Source organism: Paracidovorax valerianellae (assembly GCF_900102625.1).
Classification (GTDB): domain Bacteria; phylum Pseudomonadota; class Gammaproteobacteria; order Burkholderiales; family Burkholderiaceae_C; genus Paracidovorax; species Paracidovorax valerianellae.
In genome coordinates this window covers 187,839-214,607 of record NZ_FMZC01000001.1, presented here as the reverse complement: position 1 = coordinate 214,607, position 26,769 = coordinate 187,839, and the positions used below count along the sequence as shown (strand labels likewise).

The window sequence follows — 26,769 nt, the reverse complement described above, 5'->3', positions numbered from 1 at the left end:
GTTCAGGTAAAAAGTGGCCCCAGCGCTTATCCAGAAAGCGGTGGCAGCTATTGAATCAATAGCAAACCACCGGGTTACGGATCAACGCGCTGGTGCCGGGGCCGGCGACGAGGCCGGGGGCTTCGGTGCGGCGCCGGCGGCGCCACCCTGCACCTTGTCGCCTGCACGGGCGAGCAGCACGGCGCAGTTCTCGTCGTCGTCCGCGGCTGGCACCGTGATGGGTGCCAGGGCCAGAGCCACCGGCGCGACCACGGCGGCCGCCACGGCAGCGCCTGCGCGCAGCAGCAGCGGGCCTGCTTCCAGGCCGACCTTGGGCTCGGCGAAGGGCCCGCGCACATACAGCGGCGTGCGCAGCGAGAAGAACTTCCATTGCAGCGACTCGGGCTTGATGCGCAGATCCAGGTGTTCGCGGCCCAGGTCGGCCGTGCCGGTGGCTTCCACCGTGGCCTCGTTGGTGCTCAGCTTCACCGAGCGCGTCTGCGCAATGCCGTCCTTCACCGAGAAGTCGGCCACGGCGCAACGCAGTTGCACTTCCTTGTCGTCGCCGAAAAGCTTGGAGACCACCACGCTGCCCACGTTGAGCGCTGCCAGGTCCAGCATCTGCTTGCTGAATCGGCCATCGCGGATGTACAGCCGCGCTTCGCCACTGGCACCGCCCAGCATGCTCGCCACCGATTGGCCGCTGCCGTTCAGCGCCACAGCGCCGTCGAGCCGGCCGAAGCTCTTTTCCATCAGTTCGACCTTGGGGAACAGGCCCGAAAGCCGCAGCCCTTCGACATTGCCGCGCAGTTGGGCCTTCAGCGGCTTGGCGCGGCTGTCCAGCACCACGGTGGAATCGATCTTGCCCTGCGCCACGCCGAACTGAAGGGGCGAAAGGGTCAGCATGGCGTTGTCCAGCACGGCGTGCACGCGCAGGTTTTCGATCGGCAGGCTTTCGTCGCGAATGATCTGCTGGCCGCTGAAAGTCAGGTCCAGGTCCATCGCATTCCAGCGGTCGGTGGCGAAGGCCACGTCCGGCAGCACCTTGCCTGGGCGTTTCGACGTGCCTTTCTCGGCCTTGCCTTCGCCCGTGGGGGCGCCCAGCACCGGGCCGAGATCGGCCAGGCGCAGCTTCTTGGACGTCATCGTGCCCTTGAGGCGTGGCCGTGGCTTGGCGGAGCTATAGGTCAGGTTGCCGTGCAGATCGCTCTCGCCCACGGTGCCGTCGAAGTCGCGGTATTCCCATACGGCGTTTTCGGGCTCCAGGCTGCCAACCAGACGGCCGCGCGTGCGAAACGGCGGCGTGTTGGGGAGCACGAGGCCGGTCAGGTCGTACAGGTCGGCCATGCTGTCGGCCTTGAGCATCACCTTCAGGTCCATGCCCGACAGCGCGGCCGGGTTGGACAGAATGCCTTCCACCTCGGCCTCCACCGTGCCGGCCTGGGCCTTGAACCGCAGCGGGTAGTCCACCACCCTTTCACGCAGGTCCATCACATGCCCGGCTTCGCCGCGGCCCTGGATGCGCGCCTTGGCGTAGCGCCCGCGCACATCGAACTTCACGCCATAAGGGCTTGCCTTTTGCCCGGCGGGCGTGTCGATGGTCGCGAGCTGGGCGGTAAAGGCCAGGTCTTTCACGGCGTCCGCATAGGCCAGTTGGCCATCGCGCACCACGATCCGGCCCACGCTCACGCTCCAGGGGTTGGGCTTGGCAGGTTCGCCGTCCTTGGCGGGACGGTCGAAGGTCCAGTTGTTGCTGCCGTCGGCCTTGCGCGCCAGCGCTACGTCGGGCACGGTCAGCTGCAGCGTGTCGATGGACACATGGCGCGACAGCAGCGGCAAAAGGTGGAGCGATGCGCTCACGCTGCCCAGCGTTGCCATGGGGTAGCCCGCTGTCGGAACGGTGTTTTCACCGCTGTTGGGCGCTGTTGCGGGCACTGCGGCAGGGGCCGATGCGGCAGATGCGCCCGATGCCGGCGCCTTTGCGGCCCGGGCCTGCACGGTCGCCGTGGAGGCATCGCCCGTTTGCACATCCAGCGCACCGAAGCGGCCGAAGTCCGCACGGTTGTCCATCACCAGCCGGTCTGCCTGCACCGTGACGCCCGGCACCCAGCGGCGCCAGCCTGTCTCGGCCGGCTGCGGCCAGCGCCAGTGGGCCGTCAGATCGCCCTCGATGGCAAAGCGCCGGCCCGTGGCCTCGCTGACCTGCTGGTTGATCCAGGGCTTGGCCCGGTTCCAGTCGAACCACGCCACGAACGCAATGACGAGCAGCAGGACGATCACCAGGCCGGCCACAGCCGCAATGGGAGCGCGGGAACGCCGCCGTGCAGGCGTGGACGAAGGGGGAACAGGCGGTGCATTTGGCACCGGGGCAGCGGAAGGAGGCGGTGTCTCTGGGGGCATGGTCATGGGTATTTTCTTCGGGCCATGCTAGCCCGTGCATGCGGGTTCACCCGCCCGCAAAGCCGCTTTGCCGCCGTTGTCCTACAGGGGCGGCAGTGCCATTGCGCGGGGTGGAATGAGGTGCACCAAGGCTGCCGAACGGACCCGGTGGCAGGGAGCGATGTGCTGCGGCGCCAAGTGGTTCGGCCGGCGGCGCGTCGCTTCGGATGTTGGACGCAAGTGATTGAAGGCATGTGCAACGATGCCTGCATCACGAGGTCATGCATGGATTATTTGAAAAAGCTGAGTCGCTCGCTGACTCCAAAAACCGTCTCTGCCGGAGAAGCTTCATCCTCCGAAACGGCCGAGCGGCAGGGACGCGCTGTGGGCCGATCCAGTTCCATGCGCATTCCGGATGCCCTGAGTTCGCTGCTGGCGCGCCGCAGCACTCGGCGCAGCCAATCCATGGACCTGGAAAGCCGCGAATCCCGCGAGGAACTGGCCAAGCTGGAGGCGATGCAACATGACAAGTACCCGTTAGAGGCCATGCTGGACGAGATCAACTTCGCATTGCTGCCCAACCCTCCGCAGGACACTCGCTCTTACGCCGAAATCAAGACGCAGCGGCGTGAGCGATATGACCTGAAAAAACTGCGCCAAGGTCCCTCACGGCAGGGCTCGGAAAAAATCCAGCAGCTACTGCAGGAGCTGCTGCAGCGCGCGGCTTCCTTGAAATCGGCCCGAACGTCGGCGTCGGACCTGTCGACCCGGCTGCCGACCCTCGAGGAGCATCCCAGCGGCTCCACTGCCGATGCGAAAAAACCCCCGCAAGACGACTTGCCAGCGAAATCCACTACGGGCAGGCTATAGAAAAAGGGGCTGAAAAGCCCCTTTTGCTGCGACCCAGAGACGCATCAGCATCTGTGGGTCAGGTATCGATTGGAGCGGGTGAAGGGAACAAAACTTTATTGGCCCTCAACCTCAATGAAATCAACAACTTATCTCACAAATTGCCTAATATTTGAGCAGAAATGTGTGGGTTAGATGTGTGAGTACTCATGGTAACGCACGTGCTTAGACAGAGCCCACAAACGCGAGCACAACTAAGCGAGTACAGCGACTCAACGTCATCAAGTACCGATTGACGACCTGGGCAATCTGTGGTAAACATATTAAAATGCGGCCAAAGATATAAAAGCCTAAGGATTAATATGAATAAATTTATGAGCAACGGAATTGCATCCGTATTGCAAAGCGAAAGCCGATTTTCTTCGGCCGAAAAATCTACGCCGGCGAGATCATCGCAGGATCAAGAGCGAGCGTATAGAGTCTCCGTCCGAAATAGCGCCTTAAATGAATTCAAGCAAAAATATCCAAAAGGCGTAAAAATGATGAAGGGCGCTGAATTTCTGAAGTAAATTGATGTCGATCTCTTGGATTTCTCCAAAAATTGGAGACGTTGTTCTTTTGTCCCAAGGTTTTGAGTCGGCAGGGCAAACAAAAGGGCCGCATTACGGATTAGTGATTGGGATATTTAAAATCCACGAAAAAGGTCACGATAAGTTCGTAATGATTGCGCCAGGAACTTCAATCAAGCCAGGCTATATCCTTGACAAGAAAAGTGAGCTATTAATTCCAAGCTCTCTCGGAATAATAGGAAAAGATACTAAATTTTATTTCACTGTTGACAATATAGTGATATATAAATTTCCTTCCGAAGATTTCGTAAAAAGCAATAGGCCGCAAAGCCAGCCCGATCAGCATAGTGCCACGGTCGGAAACTTAGCAGACCTCACGAAAATGCTCGGAGAAATTAAAAAAGACAACGGCGGAGACATACTCAATCTTTATTCGAAAGTATTTGCTGAATGGGAGATTGATATTGCCGATATCGCTGAAATTAGTGCGACCAAGCCTGCTGAATTTTTGAAATAAAATTCAACCACCTTCCTTTTATTTCGTTTCACTACATCTCTAAACAGAGCAGATCGTCAATTTGTACTTGAGCTTGTGGAAAAAACTTGTGAGCACTTGGGAAAGAAATCCCGATAAATTCACATTTTTACTTTACTGGGATTGATATTATTTTTTAAAAGCTGGTTTTCGATAAGTGCATTTGACAGACTTTTCTGCAAATCTTTATTGTCAATCTGTAGCTGATCCAGTTGCTGAATGGCTTTAGTATGCCTGTTGAGCTTTTTTTGCAAAGCTTCTTTCTCACTCTCCAGCTTATATTTTAATTTTTCAGCATCAGCTTCCGCACGCTTCCACTCACGCAGAATCTTCTTGGCTTGCTGAATAATTTTATTTTCATAGACTGTCGATGCAAACAGTCTGGCAACCTTTGCATATATTTTTGCTTCCTGTTCTTTCAAATAGACATCAGGATTCAAGATATTTTTTAGGGCAGGGGCTTCTAGCTTCACTGCCTTTTGCAAATTCTCATTGTTCACTTTTACAGGCTGCTTGATCTGCTCATAGAACTTCTGCACTTGCTGGTGTGTGGCTTTGGAGCCATTTAAACCACGCTGAAGACCAAAGTCTTTATTGTGGTTGGCATACCTAGTCTGTAGATCTCTGAGCTTCGCCTGACCACCAAGGAAGCTCTTGCAGTTGAGCTTTCCTTTGGCATCTATCGGCACAACATAGACTTCTATGTGTGGTGTCTTTTCATCTAGATGCAGATACATGCAGAGAATATTTTTCTCTCCATGCTCTTTTTTCATGAACTCAATTTGAGCTTCGCACCAATTTTTTAATCTTGCGTCCCGCTCATTTTTTGGACCTTCGTCAAAAAATTCGGGACTTGCAGTTAGTAAATACTCAATTGTCAGCACTGCATCTTTCCTGATTTTATTTCCAGCAGCCTGATAATTTTGCAGAAAATTATCAGCTACGGCTGAGTAATTTTCCTGCCCAAACAGCAATTTGTTTTTATGTTGTTTTGCAGGATCTGCATTTGGAGTAGGGTTGATTCTATAGGTGTGTTTTTCTCTGAATTTCAACCCAGCTATTGACTTATGCTTTTTTGTTCTTATTATGCTGTGCATGGAGGTTTTGCCTTCTCTTTCTTATTATCTTAGCTGTTATTTTGCAGTTGTAAATACCACACCCTTCAGGTGTAACTCACTACACCTTTTGCACGTTGTTTAAAAGGTCAACACTACGTGTTGGCTCGCCCCTCCGGGGAAATTCAAAATACCAAACATCCAACAGCCTTCCGCAAATAAAAAAAGCCGCCTACTGGCGACTTTATTTTAAATGCGGCGCTCTTTAAAAAGCCTGCTTTTCACCTTCCGGTGGTCTGGCTTCGCGGCGTTACTTTTTCATTTCATGTGTGGTGAGTAACACTTCAAATATTGACTTTCCTTGTCATTACTTCTGTGATGAATTGGTGTTACTTTTACGGGGTGTTTATTTTCAACTGAGTTTTATGCGACTGCTTCAATAAAAACTTTCCTGTCGCCTGGAATTTTCTTAATGTCAGAGTTTGCAAAACTACTGGCAAAAATTTTTCCGATTTGGAATGCCGCAAGTACAAATCCGATCAAAATAATCATGAGGGGAATGCTCATAAAAAGCATTGCCCAGTCCGATCCGCTCAATTTGTATTTACTCAAATAGAGCTGATCTTCTGAAATTTTAACTCCAACAATCAGCTTTCCACGAACCCAAAGCGTCACAGGTTTATGACTTTTCAGTGCATCAACCAAATAATTTTGCAAACCATTTGCGATAAATTTGTTCTGAATAATCCGACCTCCGATCTCAATAACTGAATATTGGTGTGCATGTTGCAGAACCTTGGCACTGCCAAGTGTGGTAAGTACACCCTCAAATTTTTCCATGATGCTCAGCAAAAGTAGTTAGTCGTCAGAACTTGCAGCAAGTCCTAGGCATCTGGACAAGGCAACCTAAATTGCTGCCAACGGCAACCAGATTGGTCGCTTTCTACCACTTTTGTACTTCATGTCAAGAGTGGTTGCTCTCAACCTAACGGGTTGACAAGGAGCAAACACCTATGAAAGATGACTTTGACAAAAAAATTGCTACAGATGTGGGAGCGTCAATTCGAGCTAGAAGGCTGTCAGCAGGCATGTCACAGGATCAGCTAGCTGAGAGGCTGGAGGTAGGCCCAGAGGCTGTATCACGCATGGAAAGAGGTGTTGTGATGCCTACCATTCCCAGGCTGGTAGAACTAGCCAATGTGCTCAACTGTCCAGTTGAAGCTTTCATTCCTACAGCCAGCGGCTCCACGCAGTCAGGAGCTCATGAGATAGCTCAATTGCTCCAAGCACTTGATAAAAATAATATGAAGTTTGTGGTTGAGATCGTGCAAAAATTAACTAGTCATTTAAAAAGGGAGCATTAGTTAAATTTATGTCAGGCTTAAAAATTTCTTCACCTATCGGGAGAACTACAGGTAACAAGCCCCATGAGGTGATGGCTGTTCAGAAGGCATTGAATTACCATCTGAAGTCGAAGATAGGATATGTGGCTGTTAGAGAAAATGGGCTAATTTCACAAGAAACTCTAGAAGCAATTTATATCTTCCAAACGATGAGTGGAATTTGCCCGGCAGATTCAGTAATTTTTCCAAACAGCATCACACATCGCACTTTAAATAAAAATATTGTGCGTGTAGCAAATCCTCTGGCTGCGCGTATGTCCACAGATCGGGGTGATGTCAGGCAAGCCATTATTAACAGGCTAGGAGTAATTGAGCGCAAGCAATGGAATGCTATCAATCCTGCTAAATTACCGGGAAATGACTGGGATTACAAGGCTATCGCCATTCACCATGCGGGTAATTCTTTCAGTTGTGGAGCTGCTGGAATCGATTCACTTAGGCAGGTTGAAAAAATCGATATGAGCAAGTTCGGTCAGGTGAGCTATCATTATGCAATAGATTGCTCAGGCACTATTTATGAAGCTCTTGATATCAGAGACAAGGGAGCTCATGTGGCGAAATCTAATACAGGAATAATTGGTTTAGTTTTCCTTGCTGATTTTAGTGCAAGAGGCGAAGCTGGGAAATATGGTCCAGGAATTCTCAATGTGGCAAAAAAAGAGGGGCTGAAATCTGCCGGTTCTGAATTTTTAAGTGTCCAAAAGGATAGGCTTGATGTCAGTCGTGATGAGCCTCCAGAGGTGCAATTGACTAGCGCGGAAAAGTTGGTAAGGACATTAGCCGAGTTTTTCCCTATAAAAAAATTAGGTGGTCATCGTGAATTTGCTGTAGCTACTGGAACTAGTCGCGCCTGCCCGGGAATTTATGGAATGATCATTGCAGAACAGCTTAGAAATAAATTTGGATTTGAAAGGCCATAATGAAAATTCGCGTCCGCTATATTCTTTTAATGGGCTTGCCACTGTTTTTTTTATCTTGGATTTTTATTGGTTTAGATGATTACGTTGGAGACCATGAGGTAGGTTCACATTGGAATCCTTTTATTAAGTCAAAGCCAACGTTTCAGATTATATTTAAAAATCCTATTGTTGATATCCTAGACATCAAACCAATTGAAGAAATCGACGAAAAAATAAAAATCGATTTTTTGGAATATTGTTCAATACGCTGGGGAATCAATGATTTTAAAAAGTGTTATGAGCGCACGGTGTCTTACTTAATTTAGTTTTTTTGCCGCGCTTTCCTTTTTTATTCGCTTTGCTCATCTTCTTCGAAGATCTATGCTTCGCAGTAGATATTTACTCTATATTTCATAATAGATTGCTGATCTGCTATTTTCAGAACCCTGCCGGGTCCTGAAAATAGCTTACCCTAACCCGAATTTAAAAAAATTCTTCGGGGTTGGCTATGTTTCTTGTATGTAGATAGAGCTATAAAAATCTCTATTGCCATAAATCCTGAGGGAGAAGGAAAATCTCTCGCCTTTTTACAATTCCTACTATTTTCAGTAGCTGTGCCCCGTTTGCTTAAGCTTGGGTGAGACTGTGCACAGTGTCCGCTTTAGTCTCTTCAGCCAGTTGTTGAGACTGCCTTGTGTCTGTAATCTTTTACTTCGGGGTATTTGGGGCTAAGTGCTGATTTTCATCAGGTAGTTGCTATTTTTTCCACTTCGTCTACTAAGCCAAACTGTCCTAAAGGAACTTACTGAATATGTAGAAGCCGGGAACCTGCAAGGGTTGACGTGCACCGCATATTGACACTAATTATTCAAACAGATAATTTGCAAATGTCAAGGCAACAAAAAAGCCACCTGATTAGGTGGCTTTTTAGCATCAGTGCAACCTTTCGGCATTACATCAACCCTTGCAATATACATTAAAGCAAAATATTTACTTTTGTCAAGGATTAGTCAAATACAGTAAATGCCTGGAGATAGTCAAATCCGGTAAAACCAATCTTCTCGTGCCAATCCAGCTTCTCAACAGCCTCTTTGAGTGTCTTCATAGGCAGTTCATGCAGGTAGTTGTAGTGAGTTGATTTGTCACTCACGTGACCCGAAAGGGTGTAAATAGTTGAATTATTGACGTTGCGTGCAACAAGCCGAGTAATAACAGTGTGCCTCAAGGAATAGAAGCAATTGTCATCTTGCTTCACTTCAACATCTTCAAGATACAGGGAAAAACTCCTGGACATATTTTTCTTGGTTCCATTGTGACCATTTTTCAAGTACCAAAACAGTTTTTCTTTTTTCTTAATTTTATCAACATACTCCAATAGTCCCATTTTAATCAATTGGGAATGAATGGGGATAGGGCGAACTCCAGCAGGCGTTTTGGCATCTTTTACTTGAAAGAAGTGAACTCCATCGTCCTGCCTGATATTTTTAACCTCAAGGGTTGTGATCTCTTCTGGGCGCATGCCGGTGTAGAGACAGATAAGAGGCCCCCAGTAATAGTCTGGCTTTTTGGCGTAGGTCTTGTAGTTAGTCCATTCAAAAATAGCCTGCAAGTCGTCTTCGTAGAACTGATCTCGGGACTTCAACTGCTTCTTGCTATTCTTGATATACATGCCCTCTACTGGATTGTTTTGGTCTGTTCTCAATCCATTTTTGATAGCATAGTCAAACAACCCACGCAGGCACCCCAAGAAGCCATTGATAGTGTGGGGCACCTTCTGCTCTGCCAGCATTTTATTTTTGAAGGTCTTAATATCTTCTTTTGAGTAGGAGTTGATATCTACGCTTGAAAAATAATTACGGAAAAACTCAAAGGATTTTTTGTATTTGTAGACCGTAGTACTTTTGAGGGTGGGGGTAAGCTCAGACAGGAAACCAGCCACCGCTTCATCGTAAGTGGTCATTTTGATGTTGTTAGCTGGTGCTGCTTGCAGTGGAGAGATGGCAGCTTGGGCTTTGCCCATAGCCTCCAGGATTTTCAATCCCCGCTCTTGCTCTTCAGCGGTATCAGCCTGAAAAATTCCATTTTTCAGGTCAATATTAATCAGCTCCCGGATATTATCCAGATTAATAAATGGCTTGGTCATTTCAACTCGCAGGTTCAGTACGGCAGCTTTTGCCCTTGCTACCTTATTTTCCCGAGTTTTGAGAGAAAAGCACATGCACTTCTGTTGTGTGCCAGCTACTGCACGTGGCAGCACCAGCCTGAAGAAGTAGACACCTGACTTTTTGTCCCGGATGAGACGGGGCATGGGGATCGGCACGTTGGAGGCTCCAACTGCCCAAATTTCTAGCAACTGTGTGAGTTCTAGGTGTGAGTTGCATTCTTCATCTCTTGGATAAAATCGTTATAAATCAACGACTTACAAGAGATGGAGCGGGTGAAGGGAATCGAACCCTCGTATGAAGCTTGGGAAGCTGCCGTTCTACCATTGAACTACACCCGCAGCGGTGCGAATTATAGGCACGGCGGCAGCGCTCATTCCAGCGGGTTCAACTCCCGCGCACTGTGAAAACTGCGGCCTTCTCCCGTGACCGGATCATCAAACGCCAGAGATCGCGCCAGCAACTGCAGCGGCCGCGAGAAGTCGCCTTCGGGCGGGTCGTTCACCTCGGGGTAGAACGCATCGCCGCGAAGGGGCAGCCCCAGCGCGGCCATGTGAACTCGCAACTGGTGGCGCTTGCCCGTCACGGGCGAAAGCCGGTAGCGGGCCCAGGCGCCCGCCACCTGCAGCACCTCGATGCGTGTGAGCGTATTGGGCTCGCCGGGCACTTCCTGCATGCGAAAGAACTGCGGGCTTTCCTCGATGCGGCTGGCGTGCTCGCGCGGGAACGCCAGGTCTTCGCGCCAGGGGGCGACGGCCTCGTAGGTCTTGGCGATGCGGCGGTCGCGGAACAGCGCCTGGTAAGCGCCGCGCGTGTCGCGCCGCACCGAGAACAGCACCAGCCCTGCGGTGTCGCGGTCGATGCGGTGCACGGGCGTGAGATCGGGCAGGCCCAGCCTGCGCTTGAGCCGCACCAGCAACGTGTGCTGCAGGTAGCGGCCCGTGGGCACCACGGGCAGAAAGTGCGGCTTGTCGGCCACGAGGATGTGGTCGTCCTGGTAGAGCACCGTTTCCTCGAACGGGATGGCGATCTCTTCCTCCAGCGACCGGTAGTAGTACAGCCGTATGCCGGGTGCAAACGGCCGCTCGGGCGTGGCCGCGACGCCGAATTCGTCCACCACTTCGCCAGCCTCCATGCGCTGCAGCCAGGCTTCGCGGCCGACGGCGGGGAGCCGCTCCTCCAGAAAGTCCAGCAGGCTGCCGTGCCCTGCGGACGGCAGCGCCACGCAACTGGGGCTCACCCCATCGCGCATGGGCAGGACACGGGGATCGTGGCGGTTGTGCATGGGGCGCAGATTGTAGTGAGCGAGTGCGAGACCGCCGCAGCATTCCGCGTGCCAATCCCGCTTGTTTTGCCGCCGAAACGAGGTCGATGCTGGCATCATCGCGCCCCATGAATCGCCATTACCTCTCAGCCATCGCCGCCGTGCTGGTCGCGCTCTTGCTGCGCTACCTGCTGAACCCGGTGCTGGGAAATCAGGGCCCCTATCTGATCCTGACCCTGCCGATCGTGGTTGCGGCGATGTACGGTGGGCTGGGCCCAGCGCTGCTGGCCACGGCGCTAGGGACGTTGATCGGCACCTATCTGTTCATCGAGCGTGGCGCAGGCCTGCACGACGTGCTGCAGCCTGAAAACGTCACGCGCATCCTGATTTTCGCGGCCATCGGCGTGGCCGTTGGCCTGATGGGCGTGCAACTGCGGCGCTCGCGAATGGCGCTGGCCGAGAAGATTCAGCAGTTGCATGCAAGCAACCGCGCCAAAGACAACGCCATGGCGGTTCTGAGCCATGAGATACGCAATCCTCTATCGGCCATCTATTCCGCGCACAGGGTGCTGGACCGTGCGCCGGACGATGAAAAACGGGTGGTCTGGGCCAACGAGATCATCGGCCGCCAGGTGGCGCAACTGAAGCGCATGGCCGACGACCTGCTGGACCTGTCCGGATTGATGCGGGGCAATGCCACCGCCAGCCTGCCGGTGGAGTTGCGGCAGGTGCTGCAGCAAGCGCTGGAGCAAAGCGCACCGCTCTACGCGAAGAAAGGGCACCGCCTGGATGCAGAACTGGGCGCAGTGGCTGCGGTCGTGACCGGGGACGCGCAGCGGCTGGTTCAGGTGTTTGCCAATTTGCTAACCAACGCGGCCAAGTACACGGACCCCGGCGGCACGATTGCACTGACCGTGGAGCCACGGGGCGCAAGCCAGGTGGCGGTATCGATCCAAGACAATGGCGTCGGCCTTCCGCCGGGCTCGGTGGGCGAATTGTTCGAGCCTTTCGTTCAGGCCCCCGGCGCTGCCTCCAACGCGGAAGGCGGGCTCGGCCTGGGGCTGGCGATCGTGCGGAAGATCGTGCAGGCCCACGGCGGGGAGGTGACGGCCGAGAGCCCCGGTTTGGGGCTGGGGAGCCGGTTCACCGTCAGTCTGCCTTTGGCGGCGCCCAGCCTTTGACTTTGGGTGTTTTCAGCCCTCTGCCGCCGTATTCATTGCGCAGGCAGCTATATTTTTTATAGCGACCCTCAGGCCACGGCAAATCCGTGCGTTCTGTCGCGCGCCAGTTGCTCCACCAGGCCGAACTCCCAGTCCAGATAGCCCTGCATGGCTTCGCGCGGAGCGTCGGTGCCTTCGTAGGGGCGGCGGTACCGGTCGATGCGGGGCGAGGCCAGGCGCGTTTCTCCGTGCTCCAGCGGCAGGCCTTCATCGATCCACGCCTGGGTGCCGCCTTGCAGCACGGCGGTGGGCGCACCGGTCAGCCGGGCGACGGCTTCGGCGGCGTAGCGCGCCAGGGCGCTGGTGCCGCAGGTGAGCACGTAGCGGCTGGCGGGCGGCACGGTGCGCAGGGCCTCATCCAACTGCGAGCGCAGGGCAAACCAGGCGCCGGGAATGTGACGCCGAACGTATTGGGCGCTGGCCGTGAAGTCCAGCACCGCCGTGTGGCCCTCGGGCTCTTCCTGCAGCCAGCGGGCCAGTTGCCGAGGGGCTACCCACGTCAAAGGCCCGTGCGGTTCGGGAGCGAGCGGCGCGGGCTGGCCGGTTTCCAGGGCGCCGTTGCCGATGTCCGTGCCGTCCAGCACCCACACGTCCCAGCCCATTTGCGCGAGCCAGGAGGCGGTCATGTTCGCGCGAGCACCGTCGTCGTCGGTCAGCACGATGCGGGCGCCGCGCACGGGTGCTGCGTGATCGGTTTCCTGCACGAGTTGGCCCCCGGGCGCACTGCGAAAACCGGGCAGATGCCCCGCCTCGTATTCCTCGGGGGTGCGAACGTCGAATCGGTAGGTGGTGCGGCCTACCTCGACGGCGAAACGGGCCAGATCGGCAGCGCTGGCACGCCGCACGCCGGCCCGGTCCGCCACCGCGCGGGCGCGGGTTGCCGCTGCGGCACGCTGCTCGGGCGCCACGGGCACGAAGCGCCGGTCCGCGCCATGCTCCAGCGTCTGACCCGCGAGCAGCCAACCGATGGTGCCGTTGCGCAGTGCAGCCACGGGGTTGGGCAGGCCCGCGTTCACCAGCGACTGCGTGCCGATGATGCTGCGCGTGCGGCCGGCGCAGTTCACGATGATGCGGGTGGCAGGGTCAGGCGCCAGTGCCTGGGCACGCAGCACCAGTTCGGCGCCGGGCACGCTGATGCCGCCCGGAATGTTCATGGTCTGGTATTCGTCGAAGCGGCGGGCGTCCAGCACAACCACGTCGGCGTTGGCTGCCAGCAGGGCCTGCACTTCCTCGGCCGGCAGCGAGGGCGTATGGCGCTCGCTTTCCACGAGTTCGCCGAAGGCCTTGCTGGGCACGTTCACGTCGATGAAGATTTCGCCGCCCGCATCTTTCCAGCCCTGCAGGCCGCCCGCCAGCAGCGACACGTCGGTGTAGCCCAGCGCGCGCAGAGCGTGGGCCGAGGGTTCGGCCAAGCCTTCGCCGTTGTCGTACACCACGATGGCCGTGGCCCGGCGGGGAATGCGGGTCCAGGCATCGAGCTCGATGCGCCCGGCGGGCAGGTTGGCGGCGAAGAGCGGGTGGCCCTGCGCGAACGGGGCCTCTTCGCGCACGTCGAGCAGGGCGATTTCCTGCCGGTCCAGAAGGGCCTGGCGGACCTGCCGGGTCGTGGTCGTGGCGATGGCGGGGGTGGTATCGGCAGCGTCGATAGCGCCGGTAGAGCCGCTAGAGCGATGAGGGGCAGCGGAGGAGATGGCGGTCATGGCGCGAGGTCGGCGGTGGTGGGCTTGGCGGTGGCGGCTTGGGCGGCGGCCGTGCTGGCGAGCGGCTGGTTCCAGATGTTGGGCAGGGTGGCGTTGCTGTAGCCCGAGACGAACGGCCGCACGGAGCCGTCCTCGCGGTACACCGAGCGCTGCACGGCCCCGATGTTCGCCCCGTACACGTGGATGCTGATCGACGTGGCGTCGGCGAGCAAATTGCTCACGCGGTGCACGTCGCCGAGGGTCGGGGAGACGGCTTCGGTATCGCCCGGCTGCAGCCGGTGGGGCGTGCCGCGCGGCTGCCACTGGCCGTTGTCGTCCTGGCCGTAGGCCTGCGATTGTTCGGCGCCGCGCAGCATGCCAACCAGGCCCCACACGGTGTGGTCATGGATCGGCGTGGACTGGCCCGGCCCCCAGACAAAGCTCACCACCGAAAAGCGGCCCAGCGCATCGGCATGCAGCAGGTACTGCTGGTAGTAGTCGGGATGGGGCTTGGCGCAGTCGGGCGGCAGCCAGTCGTCGTGCGCCACTAGGTCAGCCAGCAGCGCACTGCCGCGCGTGACGATCTCGGCTTCGGGCGGCCGGGGCTCCAGCAGGGCCGCCATCTGCTGCACGAAGTGGCGCAGGCGGGCGGTGTTGGGCGGAGCAGGGTGGACGGGCGTGATTTGCGAGGGTGTGGGGTGCAGGGCGGACATGCCGCCATTGCACCAGCGGAACGGGGTGCAGGGGGAGCGGGTTTTTCATATCCATGCATGTTTTTCTTCTTAACCACCCCACTCGGCGGGCTTGCAAGAAAACCGAATGACCACAGGCGTTTTTCTTCGTTGGCGCGGCCGGGTGCGGGCGGGATCATGGGCCGCTTCGCTGTTCCACGTCCCTTCAAGGAGTCTTCCATGGGTGTCCAGTTCATCGGCATGATCCAGCCGCACGAGGTGTCAGAAACCATCGCCCGACAGGGCCCGGCCGTGGACCCGGCCTATGTGCGGGCCTTCGCCCAGGCGCATGAGCACGCCGGCTTCGACCGCGTGCTGGTGCCGGCCAGCGGCTCCAGCCCCGACACCCTGCTGACCGTGGCCTACGCTGCCGCGGCCACGCAGAAGATCCATTTCCTGCTGGCGCACCGCCCGGGTTTCGTCGCGCCCACGCTGGCCGCGCGCCAACTGGCCACGCTGGACCACTACACCGGCGGCCGCGTGGCGGTGCACTACATCTCGGGCGGCTCCGATGCCGACCAGCAGCGCGACGGCGACTTTCTGGGGCACGACGAGCGCTACGCCCGCACCGACGAATACCTGACCCTTCTGCGCCGCGTGTGGACCGAGGACCAGCCCTTCGACCACCACGGCACCTACTACCAGGTGAAGGGCGCCACGTCGGAGGTCAAACCATTGCAGGCGCCCTACGTGCCCATCTACTTCGGCGGGGCCTCCGCGCCCGCGCTGCAGGTGGCCGGCAAGCACGCCGACGTGTATGCGCTCTGGGGCGAATCGCTGGCGCAGGCGGGCGACCTGGTGCGCCGCGTTCGGGCCGAGGGCGCGGCGCATGGCCGCCACATCGAATTCAGCATTTCGTTTCGCCCCATCCTGGGCCGCACCGAAGACGAAGCCTGGGCGCGCGCCGAGCGCATCCTGCAGGAAACCCGCAGCCGGGGCGTGCCGCAAGGCTACGCGCGCGGCACGGGCCCGCAGCAGAGCGAAGGCGCGCAGCGCCTGCTGGCCGACGCAGCCAAGGGCGACCGCGTGGACGAGCGGCTGTGGACTGCCATCGCGCGCGAGACCGGCGGGCGCTCCAACTCGACCTCGCTCGTGGGCACGCCCGAACAGGTGGCCGACGCACTGCTCAAGTACTACGACCTGGGCATCACCACTTTCCTGATTCGCGGTTTCGATCCGCTGGTGGACACGATCGAATACGGCCGCGAACTGCTGCCGCTGGTGCGGGCGAAGGTGGCCGAGCGGGATCGGGTGAATGCGAACCGGGCGGCGTTGAAGGTGGCCTGAGCGGGTGGGATAGCGTCTTCTGCTGTTTGGGCACCGTGTGTATGAAGGCGCAGGATAGGGTGTCCGAGAGAGGCTGCTATCGGCCAAAGCAGCCAGCCACCGCAAATGAAGGCGGCCGTTCAATGCCTTAGTTGGACATCATTTCAGCGCACGGACGAATGACCGAACCGCTTCAATGAACACAGGGAGTCGATCAAGGGGTTCGAACCAGAACACATCTTGTGCCGGGTATTGAGCTGCGACCTGCGGATTTGCCTGGAGATCGATGGATGTGAGCCGCTTGAGCTTCTTGATGTACTCGTCGTCTATCACTCCAAGGTTGTGCGCATACAGATGGCGATGAAGCACAAGCTCTTGAACAATCGGTAGTTCTGGAATGACCGTGATGTCAACGTTGACCGTCTTAATTAGCGCGACCGCTCCGTCATTGCCGTGCCAAGGCATGACGCGTTGAAAGATGTTCTTCTTATAGCTGGGGTCTTGGCGCAACTGGGATAGATTTAGGTACCCCTTCTTCTGTGCGTAATAGTCGCGCAGGGACGTTTCAACTGAAGAGGCGGCTCGAATGAGCGTGCCCATATCGAAGAACCTGTCCGAGTAGCTCTTGGTCCAGACATCGAAGTACGTGCTGCAATTCGGCGACCTGGCTTGGCCTTCGGCCGTAAGCACGCTGTTCTTCAATGCCGAGTTCAACGTCGGTCGAATCATGAAGTGCGTTTCTGCGACGCGTTCCAAATCAGGACTTTTCATCGTGCGAACAACCTTTCTTGTGACTCAATCTGCTAAATCACCGGGCGACGAGAGCATAGCTTTTTGATGAGCCGATGGGTTGGGAGGTTAGGCAGTGCTTTTTTAGATATGAAAATCCATGAGAGAGTATTTCTCTATGATTTCAAGGATGGCAGTGGATTTATAAAAATACGATACTCCGCTATGGCCCTGCGTATTTGGAATGTGACCTGCATTTACTCCGACAAGATAACCATGTCTAGAATTCGGAATGTTTTGCATCCCGCGAGGCGGGGCAAATACCGGGCTTCCCGATGATCCTTCGGAAGAAAACCTTCATAAGCCACGCACAAGCCTCGTGATTCCCCGTCCCATGAGTAGTTGTACCGCGGATCACTTGCAATATGACCACTGCGAATTATGGGACGCATTCCCAATTTGTCGTGCTATTGAGGAAATCCTGCATAGCACACAAGATCGAACGGCTCAACAGTCTTAAGTATTTCCTCGGTTGCTAGGTGTTCAATTCCGAAGTGCCAATGAAAACCGGTATTTTCATTTGGGTTGATTTTTGCCTCAATTAACGCTACATCGTTTTCTTCGTCATCATGCGTAAAGAATTTTGCATCTTTATGAAGAATCAGTGTATAGACCGAGTCATCGGCGCGACGGCCGGTCATGGAAAATTTTACTGGCTTGAAGTTCTTGTATTTTGCGCTGGAATTTTTATAGTTTAGATCGATGACGTGCCGATTTGTCACGATCCAAGGAGTTGCTTTGGCCACTTCGAGTATAAAGGCCGTCGCCGTACAAGTCTTTTTGGTCCCGCAATCATCTTGGAATTCGACATCAGCCTTGTAGGCGGAATATAGGGAGTGCTTTGGAGGTTCGTGGAACATTTGGATTAACTACCTGGCTTGGTGCATCCCGTATAAACTGCGTGGTGCGAGATATTCCAGACCGATCCAGCAGGGATGTAGGTGCAGCTTGGATATTCGATTAGAAAACTGTTTCAAGGCGCAAATATATAATTTCCGCAAAATCCGAAATGCATTGACTCGGCGGACTATAGCTTGCCATTAGGCTGTCCCCAAACACTCAGACAGTCCACGTTTTGCACTCTCGGGTAGTGGTTGGCGGCTGAACAGCAGTTTCGCTGTAGTGTTGCTCGTGGGCGGATTAGGGCTCACATCGGCCTTCCTATTGCCCGACCCCACCCGGCACCCGCATGCCGCTCAAAGTCGGCAACGTCGCACGCATCGCATCCAGAAACCGGCGCAGCCGCGCCGGATAGAACCTGGCATGCGGATAGACCAGGTACACCGGCAGCGGCGCCGCCTGCCACGCGGGCGCCAGGTGCCGCAGGCGGCCCTGGCGCAGGTCGGGTTCCACCGCCCAGGCGGACGCGATTGCCGCGCCCAGGCCGGCGAGGGCGGCGCTGCGCAGGGCGTACAGGCTGTCGGTGCTCATGCGCGGGTGGATGGCGAAGCGCTCTACGGCGCCGTCCGGCCTGCGGGTGAGCGACACCTCGCGCTGGTAATAGGTGCGCAGGGCCAGCCAGGGCAGGTCGCGCAGCGCGCCGGCATCTTCCGGCACCTTGCCGCCGGGCAACAGCTCCGGCGCTGCCACCACGATGCGGGGTACTTCGGCCAGATGGATCGCCACCACGGCCGGGTCGTCCACCTGGCCGACCTGGACCGCGCAGTCGATGCCTTCGGCGATGAAGTCGGGCCGGCGGTCATGCAGAAGCCATTCGACCGACACCTCGGGGTACTGCCGCAAATAGTCCACCAGCGGCGCGATGAGCTGCTCTTGCCCGAAGGCGTGCGGCACCAGCACGCGCAGCGTGCCGCGCGGTTCGTCGTGCGCGCCCCGCAGGTCGGCCTCCATCGCGCGCCAGTCGTCCAGCAGGTCCTTGGCGTGCGCGAAGCAGCGTTCGCCGTCTTCGGTGAGTTTCATCACATGGGTGGAGCGCTGCAGCAGCTTGAGCCCCAGCGACCGCTCAAGCGCCTGCAAGCGGCGGCTGACCGTGGGCTGGGTGGTGCCCAGTTGCTGGGCGGCGGCCGAAAGGTTGCCGGCTTCGACGATGCGCACGAAGGTCTGCATGAGTTCGATGCGGTCAACGCCGGCCAGGGAAGAGGTGGCAGAGGAGGCTTGCTTCATGCGCCAAGCGTATAGCAGATGTGCGCCTGAGCCCACTACCCAGCGCAATGCGGTTCGCACACACTCCGTTCCATCGCTTCCATTCAAGGGTCTTCCACATGTCTTCCATTCAAAACACGCATGCAGCCGCTGAACCGGGTGGTCCTTCTACCGGCGTGCCGGCACCGCTGTTGCTGCTGCTGGCCACCGCCGCGGGGTTGAGCGTGGCCTCGCTCTATTACAGCCAGCCCATGCTGGGCGTGCTGGGCCCGGACATCCACGCCAGCGAGCGCGCCGTGGGCCTAGTGCCCACGCTCACGCAACTGGGCTATGCGCTCGGCATCTTGTTTCTGGCCCCGCTGGGCGACCGCTACGACCGCCGCCGCATCATCCTGGCCAAGGCCGCTCTGCTGGCGCTGGCCTTGCTGATGAGCGGGTTCGCGCCGGGCATCGGCTGGCTGCTGGGTGCCAGCCTGGCCATCGGCCTGTCGGCCACGCTGGCCCAGGACGTGGTGCCGGCCGCTGCCACGCTGGCCCCGGTGGCCCACCGCGGCAAGGTGGTGGGCACGGTGATGACCGGGCTGCTGCTGGGCATTTTGCTGTCGCGGGTGGTGAGCGGTTTCGTGGCCGAGCACTTCGGCTGGCGCGCCGTGTACGTGGCCGCTGCCGTGTCGATCGCGCTGATCGGCGTGGCCGCCTGGAAGGGCCTGCCCAGCTTCGCGCCCACCACGCCGCTGCCGTACCGCGCGCTGATCGGCTCGATGGCCGCGCTGTGGCGCCGCCATGGCGCACTGCGCCGCGCCGCCTGGGCGCAGGGCTTGCTGTCGGTGGGCTTTAGCGCCTTCTGGTCCACCCTGGCCGTGATGCTGCATGGCTCGTTCCACCTGGGCAGCGCCGCCGCCGGGGCCTTCGGGCTGGCCGGTGCGGCTGGCGCCCTGGCTGCGCCGCTGGCCGGCCGCATCGCCGACCGCAGCGGCCCGGAGCGCGTGACCCGCCTGGGTGCCGCGCTGGCGGTGGTGTCGTTCGCGGCCATGGGCCTTGCCCACTGGCTGCCGCCCCAGGCGCAACTGGGCTTGATCGTGGCGAGTGCCGTCGGCTTCGACTTCGGCGTGCAGGCCACGCTGGTGGCGCACCAGACCATCGTGTACGGCATCGAGCCCGCCGCCCGCAGCCGCCTGAACGCGCTGCTGTTCACCGGCATGTTCGTGGGCATGTCGGCCGGCGCTGCGCTGGGCAGCCTGGCGCTGGCACAGTGGGGTTGGTTGGGTGTGGTGGGCCTGGCCACCGCAGCTTCGGCCAGCGCCCTGGCGGTGCGCTGCCTGCCGGCCCGGCCCGCCGTGGCGATCGCCTGATTTCAGCGCAAGGCGGGCGCACGCAGGCGGGCCAGCAAGAGTGCGGATCTCAAGGGGTCAGGCCGCAGCAGGGTCTGCGGCCGCCCAGGCCGGCGTGAAGCTGCGGTCCCACAGCGGCGCCACCTGGGTTTTGCCATCCAGCACGCCCAGTTGCAGGAAGGCATCGGCCACCGCCTGGTGGCCCTGCACCACGGCATCGGTCACGGGGCGCAGGTCGTAGTCGGTGCTGCGGTTGTTCCACAACTCGATCAGGTCGCCCACCGGCACCCGCGTCTCGGCTGCCTGGGCGCGGGCATAGTCCAGGTAATTGCCGTTGGCCCACACGTAGGCGCGGCGCAGGCGCTGCAGGTAGTCGGTCAGGGCCGCATGGCGCAGCGGGTCGGCCACCGCCCGGGGGTTGGCATAGATCGGAAAGTTGCCCGACAGGTACCCCACGCCGGTCTTGAGCACGCGGGCCCCGTAGCGCAGCCGGGCGATCTGGCCGTTGTAGCCGTAGATGGCCCAGGCATCCAGGTCGCCCCGGTCGAAGGCCGAAAGCCCGTCGGACGGCGTCAGGCTGACCGGGGTGATGTCCGCGAACGACAAGCCGGCTTCGGCCAGTTGCCGGCTCAGAAAGTAATGCGATGTGGTGGCCCGCACATAGCCCACGCGCTTGCCTTTCAGGTCGGCGATGCGCTGGATGGGCGCATCCTTTCGGGCCAGCGTGACCTGGTTGTTGAGGTCCTCGCGCGTCACGGCCACGAAGCGCACCTGGGCCTTTTGCCGCGCGGCGAACAGCGCCGGGATCTCGCTGCCCGAGCCCAGGTCCAGCGCATCGCCGTTGATGGCCTCGATGTGCAGCACCCCGTTGTTCAGCTCGCGCCATTCGATGCGGTAGGGCGTGTTGGCGAGCCCCGCCGCACTGATGAGCGGGCGCCACAGCCCTTTGTAGGTGCCGATGCGCAGCGTGACGCCGGACAGGTCGGGCGCCGCTGCCGCCTGTCGTGCCAGCGCCGGAAAGCCCAGCGCAGCGGCGGCGCCGGCCACCAGCGAGCGTTGTAGCAGCGTGCGGCGCTGCGGGGAAGAGGGGGCGGCAGGGGGGGTGGGGCGCATGGCGGGTCCTGGTATCGGGCGGATGAATGAAAGCGTGACTGACCGAAGGGATCACGGAAATTTCTCGCAAGCGTGCGGCCGGGCGTGAAGGCTGCCAACGACCGATCCGTAGCAAGCACATGCGGAAAACCGCAGTGCGGCCCGCAGCGCCCTTCATACCGAAACCGCATGTGTTCACGCGCTTTTCTTCGTTGGTGGCGGCGCGGCGCGCTCCTAAGGTGGCGCCATTCCGTTCACCCTTCGACCGAAAGCCAACGATGTCCGCCGTTCTCTCGCTTCCGTCTTCGGCCCTTCAGCGCCGCCCCGATCCGCAGCGCAAGGACTGGTTCGACGCGCCGCCCCCGCGACCGACGATCGAGGCCGAGCGCCGCCACCGGCAGGAGCAACTGGCCGTGGCGTTTCGCCTCTTCGCGCGGCACGGGTTCGACCATGGCCTGGCCGGCCACATCACGGCGCGCGACCCCGAGTGGGACGACCACTTCTGGGTGAACCCGCTGGGCCTGCATTTCTCGCGAATCCGCGTGTCCGACCTGTTGCTGGTGAACGCGCGGGGCGAGATCGCCATCGGCGAAGGCCCGCTCAACCGCGCTGCGTTCGCGATCCACGCGGCGCTGCACGAAGCCCGGCCTGACATCGTGGCTGCCGCGCACACGCATTCGACCTATGGTAAGGCCTGGTCCACGCTGGGCCGCACGCTCGATCCGCTCACGCAGGACGCTTGCATCTTCTATGAAGACCACGCGCTGTTCGACGACTTCACCGGCGTGGTGTGGGAGACGGACGAGGGCTTTCGCATCAGCGAAGCGCTGGGCGCCCGCAAGGCTGTCATCCTCAAGAACCACGGCATCCTCACGGCCGGGCCCAGCGTGGAGTCGGCCGCGTGGTGGTACATCGCGCTGGAGAACGCTTGCCACACACAGCTGCTGGCCGAAGCCGCCGGCACGCCGCAGCCGATCCGGCACGAGGTGGCGCGCCACACCCACGGGCAGATCGGCGGGCCGGTCGGGGCGCATTTCACGTTCAAGAGCCTGTTCGACACCGTGGTGCGCGAAGACCCAGAGGTGCTGCAGTGAATGCACCTTTGACCGCCGGCCAGCGCGCACGCACGCTGGCTGCAGAGTTCGGCGCGCGGGCGGCGCAGCACGACCGCGAGGCGAGCTTTCCGCACCAGAACTTCGCCGATCTGCAGCAAGCAGGCCTGCTGGCGCTGGCGGCGCCGCGTTCGCTGGGCGGGCAAGGCGCCGGCGCTGCGCAACTGGGCGAGGTGATCGGCGCGGTCGCGCAGGGCTGCCCCGCTACGGCGCTGGTGCTGACCATGCAATACCTGCAGCACCGCGGCATGGGGCGGCCAGGCACCGCATGGCCGCAGGAGCTGGCGCGCGAACTGGTGCACGAGGCGGTGCACGAGGCGGTGCACGGCGTGTCGCTCATCAACGCGCTGCGGGTCGAGCCCGAGCTGGGCTCGCCCGCGCGCGGCGGGCTGCCGTCCACGGTGGCTCGGCGCACGGCCGATGGCTGGCGCCTCACGGGCCACAAGGTGTATTGCACCGGCGCGCCGGCGCTGCGCTGGTACGTGGTGTGGGCGCGCACGGACGAGTCCGAGCCCCGCACGGGCACGTTCCTCGTGCGCTCCGATCTGCCGGGCGTTCGCATCGAACCCACCTGGGACCACCTGGGCCTGCGCGCCAGCGGCAGCCACGATGTGCTGCTGGACGGCGTGGAGGTTCCCGCCGCCCACGCGCTGGACGTGCGCTGGCCCCGGGACTGGGCGCGCGGCGAGCCCGCCATGCAGGCGGAAATGGCCGTCATGCTCGGCTCGCTCTATACCGGCGTGGCCCGCGCCGCGCGCCATTGGCTGGTGGTCTTTCTGCAAGACCGTCGCCCTGCCAGCCTGGGCGCACCGCTGGCCACGCTGCCACGCGCGCAAGAGGCGGTGGGCCGCATCGAAGGCCTGCTGTTCACCAACGACCGGCTGATCGCGGGCCTCGCGGCCGACCTCGACGCCGGCGCCCCCGTGCCCTCCGAAGACAGCGGGTTGGTCAAGGCCATCGCCACCCAGAACGCCATCGACGCGGTGCAGTCGGCCCTGGCTTTGACGAGCAACCACGGCCTGTCGCGCCGCAACCCGCTGGAGCGGCACCTGCGCGACGTGCTGTGCGGCCGGGTGCACACGCCGCAGGACGACAGCGTGCATGTGGCGGCCGGCCGGCGCGCGCTGGGCGTGTGACCGGCCGCACAGCGCCGTTGTTCTTCGCCTGGCCGTCCTTTTCAACGACTCGCGTTCCCTCTTTCTTCGCTCCTCCTTTCCCCATTCCCATTTCCCATTTCCGAATAACCGGAGTTCTCCATGTCCCTGCAACGGCGCCATTTCCACCGCTTCATGACCGCTTCCGTGGCCGCGGCTTCCTTTCTTTCGCCGGTGCTGGGCCACACGCAGCAGCGCACCGTGCTGCGCGCGGGGGACCAGAAGGGCGGGCTGCGCGCATTGCTGGACGCGGCGGGCGAGCTGAAGGGTCTGCCGTACGAGATCCAGTGGAGCGAGTTCCCTGCCGCCGCGCCGCTGGCCGAGGCGCTGAACGCCAACGCGGTGGACTTCGGCACCATCGGCGACGCGCCGCTGCTGTTCACGCTCGCAGCGGGCAGCCAGGTGCGGGCTTTCGCCGCGAACCGATCCGACCCCTACGGCACCGCCGTGCTGGTGCGGCCCGATTCGCCGTTGAAGACGGCCGCCGACCTCAAAGGCAAGCGCATCGCCACCAACCGGGGCTCCATCGGTCACTTCGTCGCGCTCAAGGCGCTGGCGTCCGCGGGCCTGAAGGCATCGGATGCGGACCTGCGCTTCATTCCGCCGCCGGAATCCAAGCTCGCGCTGACGCAGGGTTCGGTCGATGCCTGGGCCACGTGGGAGCCCTACACCGCGCTGGCCGAAACCAGCGGGCATGCGCGCGTGCTGGTCAACGGGCGGGGGCTGTCCAGCGGGCTCGGCTTTCTCGCGGCCACGCAGGAGGCGCTGGCCACCAAACGCGACGCCCTGCGCGACTTCAAGGAGCGCGTGGAGCGCGCGCAGCTCTGGTCGTACCGCAACGCGCGGCCGTTCGCCGACGCGCTGGCCCGCATCATCGGCATTCCGGTCGAGGCGGCGCAACTGCAATTTGAACGCCGCGCGACGAAATGGGTGGACATCGACGCCGCGGTGGTCGCCGACCAGCAGCGCACGGCCGACTTCTATCTGGCCGCCGGGCTGCTGCGGCAGCGGCTGGATGTCCAGAAGACCTTCGACACGGGCTTCAATGTGGGCAAGGCTTGAGAGTGCAGGGCTTATGACGGGCTTATGACGGGCTGGTGAGGGCAGGGCCTGCCGCGACGAGTCAGGAAGGGGTTGTGGTCAAAAACGGCTCCAGCGCAATATCCACTAGGGTAGGTAGCTATAAAAATAATAGCAATAGCGATTCTGCACTGTTTTGCTCGCCTGTATTTGAACGTTGAAACCGCCTCCAGCGCTTGTCCGCCAACGGACTTGCGCTATGCAAATCGGAGCGTTTTCAGCGGTCGCCGAAGCGTCTACATAACCGGAATGTCTTAGCACCCAATTTCAGGGTCGTTGGCGTTTGGGGTGCAACCCCGTACATTCCCGCATCCGCATTTTTCCTTTTCAGCGCCGCCGCGGCCTGCGGGCACCGGTGGCCATGGCATTTTCATGATCGATTTACGGGGTATCACCCAGATTTACCAGGGCGCGCAAGGGCCCGTCGAGGCGTTGCGCGGCATCGACCTGCACATCACGCCGGGCGAAGTGTTCGGCATCATCGGGCGCAGCGGGGCGGGCAAAAGTTCGCTGGTGCGCGTCATCAACCTGCTGAACCGGCCCACGCGCGGCGAAGTGATCGTGGCGGGGCGCGACCTCACCCAGCTCAACGACGCGCAACTGCGCGAGGCACGCCGCGACATCGGCATGGTGTTCCAGCACTTCAACCTGTTGTCGTCACGCACCGTGTTCGACAACGCCGCGCTGCCGCTGGAGCTGGCGGGCATGGACAAGGCGGCCATCCGCGGCCGTGTCGATCCGCTGCTCGAACTGGTGGGGCTTTCTTCGTTGCGCGACCGCTATCCGGCGCAGATCAGCGGTGGGCAGAAGCAGCGCGTGGGCATCGCCCGGGCGCTGGCCAGCCGGCCCAAGGTGCTGCTGTCGGACGAGGCCACTTCGGCGCTCGACCCGGAAACCACCCGCTCCATCCTCGCGCTGCTGCGCCAGGTGAACCAGGAACTGGGCCTGACGGTGGTGCTCATCACCCACCAGATGCAGGTCATCAAGCAGGTGGCCGACCGCGTGGCCGTGATCGACGCCGGCCGCATCGTGGAACAGGGCCCGGTGCTGGACGTGTTCACCCGGCCGCAGCAACCCATCACCAAGAGCCTGATCGACGAGATCGTGCCGCAGGAGCTTCCTGCCAGCGTGATGGACCATGTGCGCCACCTGTCGTCGCAGCTGATCGCGGCGGGGCAGGGCAACGTGGGCCAGCTGCTGCGCCTGTCGTACGCGGGCGAGCGCGCCTACCAGCCCATCCTGTCGCGCCTGATCCGCGAGCACGGGCTCGACCTGTCGATCCTGCACGGGCAGATCGACGAGATTCAGGGGCAGACGTTCGGATCGCTCGCGGTGTATGCCAGCGGCGACGGCACCCGGCTGGCCGCGGCGATCGCGCAGCTGCGGGCCGAAGGCGTCGTGGTGCAGGAAGTGCAAGCCAATCAAGAGAGCGGGGTCTGAGCGATGTTCGAGAACTTTTCGGAAATGATGCTGGAGCTGTTCGCCACCTCGCTGTGGGAGACGATCATCATGGTCGGCATCTCGGGCATCGTCGGTGCGCTGCTGGGCATTCCGCTGGGCGTGTTCCTGCGCCTGACCGACCGCGGCGGCGTGCTGGAGAACGGCCCCATGAACAAGACCGTGGGCTGGATCGTGAACGCCGTGCGCTCCACGCCGTTCATCATCCTGCTGGTGGCGATCATCCCCTTCACGCGCTTCATCACGGGCTCGTCCATCGGCACGGCGGCCGCCGTGGTGCCGCTGACGCTGGCGGCAGCGCCCTTCGTGGCGCGGCTGGTGGAAGCCTCGCTGCGCGAGGTGGACAACGGCCTCATCGAAGCGGCCCAGGCCATGGGCGCGACGACGGGGCAGATCGTCTGGAAGGTGCTGCTGCCCGAGGCGCTGCCCGGCATCGTCGCCGGCCTGACCATCACCTTCGTCAGCCTGACGGGCTACTCGGCCATGGCCGGTGCGATCGGTGGCGGCGGCCTGGGTGACCTGGGCATTCGCTACGGCTACCAGCGCTTCCTGCCCGATGTGATGCTGGCCGTGGTGGTCGTGCTGATCTTCTTCGTGCAGGCCGTGCAGAGCCTGGGCGACTGGGCGGTGCGCCGGCTGAGCCACCGCTGATCCGGCTGC

24 protein-coding genes and 1 tRNA gene are annotated in these 26,769 nt (G+C 60.1%); 13 read left to right on the top strand and 12 right to left on the bottom strand.

Features of this window, described 5'->3' with window-relative positions; all coding sequences use genetic code 11:
- Positions 1–81: 81 nt before the first annotated feature.
- Positions 82–2,379, bottom strand: coding sequence for an AsmA family protein (locus BLT03_RS01000; RefSeq protein ID WP_092740033.1), 2,298 nt, complete (start codon positions 2,377–2,379; stop codon positions 82–84).
- Between the two features lie 264 nt (positions 2,380–2,643).
- Here BLT03_RS01000 and BLT03_RS00995 point away from each other — a divergent pair, with 264 nt between their 5' ends.
- Complete coding sequence (locus BLT03_RS00995) at positions 2,644–3,228, top strand: hypothetical protein (RefSeq protein ID WP_139160270.1); 585 nt, start codon at positions 2,644–2,646, stop codon at positions 3,226–3,228.
- 552 nt (positions 3,229–3,780) lie between these two features.
- Positions 3,781–4,293: a hypothetical protein gene (locus BLT03_RS23675; protein WP_139160268.1), complete on the top strand. Its 513-nt coding sequence runs from the start codon at positions 3,781–3,783 to the stop codon at positions 4,291–4,293.
- Between the two features lie 119 nt (positions 4,294–4,412).
- Here BLT03_RS23675 and mobV read toward each other — a convergent pair whose 3' ends face one another.
- Positions 4,413–5,408 carry a MobV family relaxase gene (gene mobV, locus BLT03_RS00990; protein ID WP_092739421.1) on the bottom strand — a complete coding sequence of 332 codons (996 nt, stop codon included), beginning with the start codon at positions 5,406–5,408 and terminating at the stop codon, positions 4,413–4,415.
- Between the two features lie 381 nt (positions 5,409–5,789).
- On the bottom strand, positions 5,790–6,218 hold the full coding sequence (locus BLT03_RS23670) for a hypothetical protein (RefSeq protein WP_139160266.1): 429 nt from the start codon (positions 6,216–6,218) through the stop codon (positions 5,790–5,792).
- A gap of 161 nt (positions 6,219–6,379) precedes the next feature.
- Between BLT03_RS23670 and BLT03_RS00985 the strand changes: the two genes are divergently transcribed.
- From BLT03_RS00985 to BLT03_RS23665, 3 genes are all read left to right on the top strand, one after another.
- On the top strand, positions 6,380–6,730 hold the full coding sequence (locus tag BLT03_RS00985; RefSeq protein WP_092739419.1) for a helix-turn-helix domain-containing protein: 351 nt from the start codon (positions 6,380–6,382) through the stop codon (positions 6,728–6,730).
- Between the two features lie 71 nt (positions 6,731–6,801).
- Positions 6,802–7,689 carry a peptidoglycan recognition protein family protein gene (locus BLT03_RS00980; RefSeq protein ID WP_245711184.1) on the top strand — a complete coding sequence of 296 codons (888 nt, stop codon included), beginning with the start codon at positions 6,802–6,804 and terminating at the stop codon, positions 7,687–7,689.
- Positions 7,689–7,994, top strand: a complete 306-nt coding sequence (locus BLT03_RS23665) for a hypothetical protein (RefSeq protein WP_139160265.1) — start codon at positions 7,689–7,691, stop codon at positions 7,992–7,994. The genes BLT03_RS00980 and BLT03_RS23665 overlap by 1 nt, the downstream gene beginning before the upstream one ends.
- A gap of 680 nt (positions 7,995–8,674) precedes the next feature.
- On the opposite strand, the gene BLT03_RS00975 is transcribed toward BLT03_RS23665, so the two are convergent.
- The 3 genes from BLT03_RS00975 to BLT03_RS00965 all read right to left on the bottom strand — a co-directional run bounded on the left by BLT03_RS00975 (position 8,675) and on the right by BLT03_RS00965 (position 11,115).
- The gene (locus tag BLT03_RS00975; RefSeq protein WP_139160263.1) at positions 8,675–9,988 is read right to left on the bottom strand and encodes a site-specific integrase; all 1,314 of its coding nucleotides are present in this window, start codon (positions 9,986–9,988) and stop codon (positions 8,675–8,677) included.
- A 109-nt stretch (positions 9,989–10,097) separates the two neighbouring features.
- Positions 10,098–10,171 (bottom strand) — tRNA-Gly (locus BLT03_RS00970).
- A gap of 32 nt (positions 10,172–10,203) precedes the next feature.
- On the bottom strand, positions 10,204–11,115 hold the full coding sequence (locus BLT03_RS00965) for a pseudouridine synthase (RefSeq protein ID WP_092739413.1): 912 nt from the start codon (positions 11,113–11,115) through the stop codon (positions 10,204–10,206).
- Between the two features lie 107 nt (positions 11,116–11,222).
- Between BLT03_RS00965 and BLT03_RS00960 the strand changes: the two genes are divergently transcribed.
- Positions 11,223–12,275, top strand: coding sequence for a sensor histidine kinase (locus BLT03_RS00960; protein WP_175537619.1), 1,053 nt, complete (start codon positions 11,223–11,225; stop codon positions 12,273–12,275).
- A 68-nt stretch (positions 12,276–12,343) separates the two neighbouring features.
- On the opposite strand, the gene BLT03_RS00955 is transcribed toward BLT03_RS00960, so the two are convergent.
- Together BLT03_RS00955 and BLT03_RS00950 are read right to left on the bottom strand one after the other, a co-directional pair.
- Positions 12,344–14,014: a rhodanese homology domain-containing protein gene (locus BLT03_RS00955; protein WP_092739409.1), complete on the bottom strand. Its 1,671-nt coding sequence runs from the start codon at positions 14,012–14,014 to the stop codon at positions 12,344–12,346.
- Positions 14,011–14,706, bottom strand: coding sequence for a cysteine dioxygenase family protein (locus BLT03_RS00950; RefSeq protein ID WP_092739407.1), 696 nt, complete (start codon positions 14,704–14,706; stop codon positions 14,011–14,013). Before BLT03_RS00950 ends, BLT03_RS00955 begins: the two co-directional genes overlap by 4 nt.
- Positions 14,707–14,904: 198 nt before the next feature.
- Here BLT03_RS00950 and BLT03_RS00945 point away from each other — a divergent pair, with 198 nt between their 5' ends.
- Positions 14,905–16,011: an LLM class flavin-dependent oxidoreductase gene (locus tag BLT03_RS00945; protein ID WP_092739405.1), complete on the top strand. Its 1,107-nt coding sequence runs from the start codon at positions 14,905–14,907 to the stop codon at positions 16,009–16,011.
- Between the two features lie 138 nt (positions 16,012–16,149).
- On the opposite strand, the gene BLT03_RS00940 is transcribed toward BLT03_RS00945, so the two are convergent.
- The 3 genes from BLT03_RS00940 to BLT03_RS00935 all read right to left on the bottom strand — a co-directional run bounded on the left by BLT03_RS00940 (position 16,150) and on the right by BLT03_RS00935 (position 18,903).
- Positions 16,150–16,761 carry a hypothetical protein gene (locus tag BLT03_RS00940; protein ID WP_092739403.1) on the bottom strand — a complete coding sequence of 204 codons (612 nt, stop codon included), beginning with the start codon at positions 16,759–16,761 and terminating at the stop codon, positions 16,150–16,152.
- 425 nt (positions 16,762–17,186) lie between these two features.
- Positions 17,187–17,639 (bottom strand): hypothetical protein, encoded by a 453-nt coding sequence (locus BLT03_RS23660; RefSeq protein WP_139160261.1) that lies wholly within the window; start codon positions 17,637–17,639, stop codon positions 17,187–17,189.
- A 301-nt stretch (positions 17,640–17,940) separates the two neighbouring features.
- Entirely contained in the window at positions 17,941–18,903 is a 963-nt protein-coding gene (locus tag BLT03_RS00935; protein ID WP_092739401.1) for a LysR family transcriptional regulator, read from the bottom strand.
- Positions 18,904–19,001: 98 nt separating this feature from the next.
- On the opposite strand from BLT03_RS00935, the gene BLT03_RS00930 reads away from it, so the two are divergent.
- The gene (locus BLT03_RS00930; RefSeq protein ID WP_092739399.1) at positions 19,002–20,234 is read left to right on the top strand and encodes an MFS transporter; all 1,233 of its coding nucleotides are present in this window, start codon (positions 19,002–19,004) and stop codon (positions 20,232–20,234) included.
- Between the two features lie 57 nt (positions 20,235–20,291).
- Here BLT03_RS00930 and BLT03_RS00925 read toward each other — a convergent pair whose 3' ends face one another.
- On the bottom strand, positions 20,292–21,326 hold the full coding sequence (locus BLT03_RS00925) for an ABC transporter substrate-binding protein (RefSeq protein ID WP_092739397.1): 1,035 nt from the start codon (positions 21,324–21,326) through the stop codon (positions 20,292–20,294).
- Positions 21,327–21,583: 257 nt separating this feature from the next.
- On the opposite strand from BLT03_RS00925, the gene BLT03_RS00920 reads away from it, so the two are divergent.
- The 5 genes from BLT03_RS00920 to BLT03_RS00900 all read left to right on the top strand — a co-directional run bounded on the left by BLT03_RS00920 (position 21,584) and on the right by BLT03_RS00900 (position 26,760).
- Positions 21,584–22,399, top strand: coding sequence for a class II aldolase/adducin family protein (locus BLT03_RS00920; protein ID WP_092739395.1), 816 nt, complete (start codon positions 21,584–21,586; stop codon positions 22,397–22,399).
- Positions 22,396–23,553: an acyl-CoA dehydrogenase family protein gene (locus tag BLT03_RS00915; protein WP_092739393.1), complete on the top strand. Its 1,158-nt coding sequence runs from the start codon at positions 22,396–22,398 to the stop codon at positions 23,551–23,553. The genes BLT03_RS00920 and BLT03_RS00915 overlap by 4 nt, the downstream gene beginning before the upstream one ends.
- Positions 23,554–23,673: 120 nt before the next feature.
- Complete coding sequence (locus tag BLT03_RS00910) at positions 23,674–24,633, top strand: ABC transporter substrate-binding protein (protein WP_092739391.1); 960 nt, start codon at positions 23,674–23,676, stop codon at positions 24,631–24,633.
- A 390-nt stretch (positions 24,634–25,023) separates the two neighbouring features.
- Positions 25,024–26,091 carry a methionine ABC transporter ATP-binding protein gene (locus BLT03_RS00905; RefSeq protein ID WP_092739389.1) on the top strand — a complete coding sequence of 356 codons (1,068 nt, stop codon included), beginning with the start codon at positions 25,024–25,026 and terminating at the stop codon, positions 26,089–26,091.
- Positions 26,092–26,094: 3 nt separating this feature from the next.
- The gene (locus BLT03_RS00900) at positions 26,095–26,760 is read left to right on the top strand and encodes a methionine ABC transporter permease (protein WP_092739387.1); all 666 of its coding nucleotides are present in this window, start codon (positions 26,095–26,097) and stop codon (positions 26,758–26,760) included.
- The last annotated feature ends 9 nt before the right edge of the window (positions 26,761–26,769 follow it).

Coding starts and splice junctions, on each gene's coding strand:
- BLT03_RS00945 (WP_092739405.1), top strand. CDS start 14,905: ATGGGTGTCCAGTTCATCGGCATGATCCAGCCGCACGAGGTGTCAGAA.
- BLT03_RS23660 (WP_139160261.1), bottom strand. CDS start 17,639: ATGTTCCACGAACCTCCAAAGCACTCCCTATATTCCGCCTACAAGGCT.
- mobV (WP_092739421.1), bottom strand. CDS start 5,408: ATGCACAGCATAATAAGAACAAAAAAGCATAAGTCAATAGCTGGGTTG.
- BLT03_RS23675 (WP_139160268.1), top strand. CDS start 3,781: ATGTCGATCTCTTGGATTTCTCCAAAAATTGGAGACGTTGTTCTTTTG.
- BLT03_RS00920 (WP_092739395.1), top strand. CDS start 21,584: ATGTCCGCCGTTCTCTCGCTTCCGTCTTCGGCCCTTCAGCGCCGCCCC.
- BLT03_RS00985 (WP_092739419.1), top strand. CDS start 6,380: ATGAAAGATGACTTTGACAAAAAAATTGCTACAGATGTGGGAGCGTCA.
- BLT03_RS01000 (WP_092740033.1), bottom strand. CDS start 2,379: ATGCCCCCAGAGACACCGCCTCCTTCCGCTGCCCCGGTGCCAAATGCA.
- BLT03_RS00910 (WP_092739391.1), top strand. CDS start 23,674: ATGTCCCTGCAACGGCGCCATTTCCACCGCTTCATGACCGCTTCCGTG.
- BLT03_RS00935 (WP_092739401.1), bottom strand. CDS start 18,903: ATGAAGCAAGCCTCCTCTGCCACCTCTTCCCTGGCCGGCGTTGACCGC.
- BLT03_RS00980 (WP_245711184.1), top strand. CDS start 6,802: ATGGCTGTTCAGAAGGCATTGAATTACCATCTGAAGTCGAAGATAGGA.
- BLT03_RS00965 (WP_092739413.1), bottom strand. CDS start 11,115: ATGCACAACCGCCACGATCCCCGTGTCCTGCCCATGCGCGATGGGGTG.
- BLT03_RS00930 (WP_092739399.1), top strand. CDS start 19,002: ATGTCTTCCATTCAAAACACGCATGCAGCCGCTGAACCGGGTGGTCCT.
- BLT03_RS00960 (WP_175537619.1), top strand. CDS start 11,223: ATGAATCGCCATTACCTCTCAGCCATCGCCGCCGTGCTGGTCGCGCTC.
- BLT03_RS00995 (WP_139160270.1), top strand. CDS start 2,644: ATGGATTATTTGAAAAAGCTGAGTCGCTCGCTGACTCCAAAAACCGTC.
- BLT03_RS00900 (WP_092739387.1), top strand. CDS start 26,095: ATGTTCGAGAACTTTTCGGAAATGATGCTGGAGCTGTTCGCCACCTCG.
- BLT03_RS00955 (WP_092739409.1), bottom strand. CDS start 14,014: ATGACCGCCATCTCCTCCGCTGCCCCTCATCGCTCTAGCGGCTCTACC.
- BLT03_RS00925 (WP_092739397.1), bottom strand. CDS start 21,326: ATGCGCCCCACCCCCCCTGCCGCCCCCTCTTCCCCGCAGCGCCGCACG.
- BLT03_RS00950 (WP_092739407.1), bottom strand. CDS start 14,706: ATGTCCGCCCTGCACCCCACACCCTCGCAAATCACGCCCGTCCACCCT.
- BLT03_RS00940 (WP_092739403.1), bottom strand. CDS start 16,761: ATGAAAAGTCCTGATTTGGAACGCGTCGCAGAAACGCACTTCATGATT.
- BLT03_RS23665 (WP_139160265.1), top strand. CDS start 7,689: ATGAAAATTCGCGTCCGCTATATTCTTTTAATGGGCTTGCCACTGTTT.
- BLT03_RS00905 (WP_092739389.1), top strand. CDS start 25,024: ATGATCGATTTACGGGGTATCACCCAGATTTACCAGGGCGCGCAAGGG.